Origin of the sequence: Candidatus Endomicrobiellum cubanum (assembly GCF_031278955.1) — a bacterium.
Taxonomy (GTDB): domain Bacteria; phylum Elusimicrobiota; class Endomicrobiia; order Endomicrobiales; family Endomicrobiaceae; genus Endomicrobiellum; species Endomicrobiellum cubanum.
On record NZ_JAITJM010000017.1, the window covers coordinates 1 to 5,393 of the forward strand.

At 31.4% G+C, this 5,393-nt stretch carries 3 protein-coding genes; 1 reads left to right on the plus strand and 2 read right to left on the minus strand.

Going from position 1 to position 5,393, the window contains the following annotated elements; genetic code table 11:
- Positions 1 to 151: 151 nt before the first annotated feature.
- Positions 152 to 2,617 carry a TIGR03960 family B12-binding radical SAM protein gene (locus LBD57_RS01455; RefSeq protein ID WP_373469568.1) on the minus strand — a complete coding sequence of 822 codons (2,466 nt, stop codon included), beginning with the start codon at positions 2,615 to 2,617 and terminating at the stop codon, positions 152 to 154.
- 317 nt (positions 2,618 to 2,934) lie between these two features.
- Here LBD57_RS01455 and typA point away from each other — a divergent pair, with 317 nt between their 5' ends.
- Entirely contained in the window at positions 2,935 to 4,767 is a 1,833-nt protein-coding gene (typA, locus tag LBD57_RS01460) for a translational GTPase TypA (RefSeq protein WP_373469569.1), read from the plus strand.
- 316 nt (positions 4,768 to 5,083) lie between these two features.
- On the opposite strand, the gene LBD57_RS01465 is transcribed toward typA, so the two are convergent.
- The gene (locus LBD57_RS01465; protein WP_373469570.1) at positions 5,084 to 5,266 is read right to left on the minus strand and encodes a hypothetical protein; all 183 of its coding nucleotides are present in this window, start codon (positions 5,264 to 5,266) and stop codon (positions 5,084 to 5,086) included.
- Positions 5,267 to 5,393: the final 127 nt, after the last annotated feature.

The following is a 5,393-nucleotide window of genomic DNA, read 5'->3' on the forward strand; positions in this document are numbered from 1 at the left end:
GTAGGTAATGGTAATGCTTCCTACAATGGCGCTGGCCTTCTTGCTAGACTTGATCTCCTAAATAACTTCTACTTCGATGCTTCCGCTAGGTTCGGCCTCTCTTCCTCCGATTTCTTTAATTTTTAGATTTTAACATCTTAGAAAAATTAATTTATGGTTCATATATTGTACCATCATGCAGTTCAACATATAAACCGATTCTTTCAATATCATAAACTTTAGGCTTATCTATTTTCAATTTTAACAACTTTTCTAAAATTATTTCAGGTTTAATTGTTTTACCGCTTCCAAAACGAAGTTGCAATCTCAAATCATTATTTTCTATTTTTAACAATTTTATTAAAGGTTTAACATCTATCTCTAAAACGTTATCTTTTTTTGTTTTAAGTGCTAAAATTTTATCTTGCAATAAAAATTTATCTACATCTTTTTGAGAAACATCTATACTTTTAATCTTATATTCTGATACATTAGCAAGTCTGTCTATTGACGGAAATGATAATGGTATTTTTTTTACGCTGATTAAACTATAACCTTCCGGCAAAACTTTAGATATTTTTAATTTTACCGCTTCAATATCAACATACTCAGTAAAACATAGTTCCATATATTCGCTAGAGCTTTCTTGCCCTATTGAAAGCGGAGGTCCGTAAGAAGATTTTACTTGGGGACTAAACCCTCCAGTAAAAGCAATTGGCAAACCTGAACGTCTTGCTGCACGTCTAAAAACTTCTATTTGCTCTAAATGGGAGATATATTTTATTATTCCTTTTTTAGAAAAACAAAGTCTTAACCGCATAACAGGAACAAGCACAGATATTTTAGGTTCTACATAATTTTCTGGTAATCCACACTGAATTTTATCAAAGGATTTAATAGTAACATCTGCAGTTTCGTTTATCCCTTTTATGTAATCTTTATATAAATCTTCTTTTGAAACGCCAAAAAATAAATGATCCCATGGAAATATTTCACCATAATTTCTGCTTCTATACACATAAAAATTTAAATCAATATTACATTCTTTTAAAGATTCGTACCAAGTACTATTGCCAAATTTGTCTGCCCACTGATCAAACCTCGCACCTTTTTCCCAGGCTTTATAAATTACCTTAGAAAGTCTCCTATCACCTCTTGCAATTAGCGCCTCTAGTACGCTTGCCATATGATTATGCGCCTTTACATTTGCAGGAAGCAATTTATTTAATAGTTCTATTTTCTGCTTTATATAATCTTCCTGTGCCATAGGTACCCACTGAAATGCAGTTTGAGCTTTTGGCACAAATGGAGAAACAGTTATATTAAAACTTAAATTTTTTGCTTCTTTTTTTACGAACTTTACTATACGTTGTATTCCAATTATATCTTCATTTGTTTCTGTCGGAAGACCTATCATAAAGTAAAGCTTTATGGTTTTCCAACCCATAGCATTTGCAGTAAGTAGTGTTTCTACTATTTGTTTTTCAGAAAGGTATTTGCCTATAACATTACGAAGTCTGTCAGATCCAGCTTCTAGAGCAAAAGTAAGTGTCGGTCTTTTACTTCTATTTATATATTGAGCAATTTTAAGAGACCGTTCATTACATCTTAAAGAGGGAAGCGAAATATTCAAATTTGTCTTTCTGTATAAATTATTCATTTCAATTAAAAGTTTGTCCAAATGTTTGTAATCACTACATGAAAGAGAAGAAAAAGCAATTTCTTCAAAGCCAGTAGATAATATCCCTTTTTTAACTAGATCCAACAATGTTTCCAAAGGTCTTTGCCTAAAAGGACGATAATATTTAGAAGCTTGGCAAAAACGACATTGACCAGGGCAACCTCTGGCAACCTCTATATTTAATCTATTGTGTACAGTTTCTACAAAAGGGATTATTTTTTTTGATGGGAAATATGCATTATCAAAATTTAAAATTTTCTTAGTAATAACATGTTTTAAATCTTTATTTATAGGCTTTACAGACTTTATAGTATTGTCTTGATTGTACTCTACACTATAAAAAGATGGTATATATACGCCTTCAATAGCAGACAATTTTTTTAAAGTATCTATCCTAGAAAGCTTCTCTTTTTTAGAATTTTTACAGACATTTATTATTTCTTCTATAATCTCTTCCCCATCACCCAAAACAAATAAATCAAAAAAATCACAAAAAGGTTCAGGATTAGTTAAAGAAGGCCCTCCCGCAATTACAAGAGGTTCATTTTCTGTTCTATCTTTTGCAAATATAGAAATACCAGATAAATCTAAAATATTAACAACATTTGTAGCAACAAGTTCACACTGAATTGTAAAACCAAAAATATTAAAATTTTTAATTTCAGTACGAGATTCTAAAGAAAATAAACTTAAATTTTCTTGCCTTAAAATGTTTTCTAAGTCCTTGTCTGGCGCAAATGCTCTTTCACACCTAGCAAGTTTTCTTTCGTTTATTAAGTGATATAAAATCTCTAAACCTAAGTTAGATGCCCCTACTTCATAAATATCAGGGAAGCACAAAACAATAGAAAAATTTGTAGACATATCTGGTTTATAAGAATTTAGTTCACTATTTATGTATCTTGCAGGTTTTTGTACACGGTTTAATATTAAATCGATTTCTGATATTTTTCCCATTATCTCCATCCACTCATTACGACTCAACGATTTTAGCACATATATTCTAAAATGACAAAATAATATAAAAAGTGTTATAATTGACAAAACTTAAAAAGGAGTAACAAACAAACGACTTGTTACATAAATGAGTCTATCTAAAATTTTTTACATATCTTCTTAGTGTACCATTTTGGGCACAGCTGCGTTAAAAAACTTGGTTTATCACATAATAAACTCTGCGTTTTTGCCTTGCTTTGTCAAAAAATTTACTCTAAATTATACGCTTTAGAGGTTTTAGAGAGACGAGAATTAACAAATTGTTGGTTTAGATTATTATGAAAAGAAATGATGTAAGAAATGTAGCTATTATAGCACATGTAGACCACGGTAAGACCACAATAGTAGATTCTCTACTTAAATTTTCTGGACAATTTAATGTTAAAAGTGATGAAGCTCAAGATATGGTGTTAGACTCCAATCCTCTTGAAAGAGAAAGAGGTATAACAATATTAGCAAAGTGTACTTCTGTAAATTATAAAAATACTATAATAAACATAGTAGACACACCTGGACATGCAGATTTTGGTAGCGAAGTAGAAAGAGTATTAAAAATGGTTGATGGCGCTATACTAATGGTGGATGCTGTAGAAGGTCCTATGCCACAGACAAGATTTGTCTTAAGAAAAGCTCTTGCTTTAGGTCTTAAACCTATTGTAGTTATCAATAAAATGGATAGACCGAATGCCACTCCTAGCACAGTTATAGATAACGTTTTTGAATTGTTTATGAAGCTTGGCGCAAACGATGAACAATTAGATTTTCCTATAATTTATGCATCTGGTAGAGACGGTTGGGCTAGTTTGAAAATGGAAGAAAAAGGGCAAGATATAGAACCTGTTTTTACAACAATTCTAAATCAGGTCCCTCCTCCAGAAGCTGATATGGAAAAACCTTTACAAATGCAGGTAACAATTCTTGATTACAACAATTTTCTAGGCAATGTTGGCATCGGGAGAATTTTAAATGGAGTGATAAAAAAGGGGCAGACAATAGCGCTTGTAAATGAAGGTAATATAAATTCTCCAAAAATTACAAAAGCAGTACGTATAGATAAATTTTATGGACTTGGAAAACAAGAAGTAGAACAAGCTCAAGCCGGAGATATTGTATCTATAGCAGGCCTTGAAGGTGTAGAGGTCAGTGATACTGTTTGTAGTATAGATAATATTTTACCTCTTCCAAGGCTTTCTATAGACGAGCCTACAGTTTCTATGAACTTTCTAGTAAACGATTCTCCTTTTGCTGGAAAAGAAGGTAAATTTTTAACTAGTAGACATATAAAAGCTAGATTGGAAAAAGAAGCTCAAACAAATGTTGGTCTTAAAATAGAAACTTTAGAAGGAGAGGGTAAATTTAAAGTTTATGGTAGAGGAGAACTACATTTAACAGTTTTAATTGAAACAATGCGTAGAGAAGGTTTTGAGCTCGCTGTATCTTCGCCAGAGGTTATATACAAAGAAGTTGATGGTAAAATTTATGAACCTATGGAATTTTTAACTTTAGATATAGAAAGTCAATATCAGGGAATAGTATTTGAACTTGTAGGCAAGAGATCAGCAAAGCTAGAAAACATGATAAGCGAAGGTGAAGATAGATTAAGACTTGAATACATAATACCTTCCAGAGCTTTAATAGGCTTTAAAAATGAATTTCTAACAAACACTCGTGGAGAAGGCATTATGCATCACAGTTTTTACGATTATATGCCTAAAGTGAATGTTTCAAATTTAAGGACATCAGGTGTCTTTATAGCAAAAGAGCAGGGAAAGACAACAGCGTATGCTTTAGACAATTTACAGATAAGTGGACAACTCTTTGTAGGGCCTGGAGCAGAAGTTTATGAAGGTATGATAGTAGGGCAAAACTCAAGAGATAATGATCTGGTTGTAAACCCTTGTAAGCTAAAAAAACTAACTAATATGAGGAGCAAGAGTGCTGATGATGCACCAATGCTTACACCTCCTAAAATTATGAATCTAGAACAAGCAGTTGAATACATTGCTCCAGATGAACTTGTTGAAGTAACTCCAATGTCTATACGCTTAAGAAAAAAAGTTTTAAATCATCTTTTAAGAAAACGGACTTCCCAAAAAGAAAGTGAAGAATAAGCGCCTAATTTAGATAAGACTATTTAGATTTACGAATGAGTTTAACTATCTAAGCTTTTTAGATATCCTATTGCTTTTTGATCTACAAATTCTGGTTTTTTTATTGACTCCATGCATAACCAGTTTTTATTTTCTGGACATTCAAACCATTTTTTAAATGGCAAGGTGGTCTACAAACGTTAAGCATCTATATTGATGTTATCTTTATATATCTTTATACATGATACTCCATATCCGTAGGACCCCAAAGAACTATACTTTTGAGATTAATCGCCTTTGCTACATGGACACAAAACTATCACAATATTGGATAATTTTAAAACTTCATATAATATGTTTCTTGACGCAATATATCTCCTAGCCCAACTTGAAGTCTAAAAGCGATATGAATATTAAAATAAACAAGTAACAAATAAGGAAAACTCTTGATAAAATCTTTTACAGCATCATGATAATATTTAAATTTCTGATACAATCTTATTTTTCTATAAAATTTCATATTTTCTCATTTTATGCAATATAACACAGCGTAATTTACAGGCCTACTTTCGTTAGCAGTATTATTAATTCCTAGGTCAAACGAAACATTTTTGATGTAATATTTCGATGAATTCCCCGAACCAAAA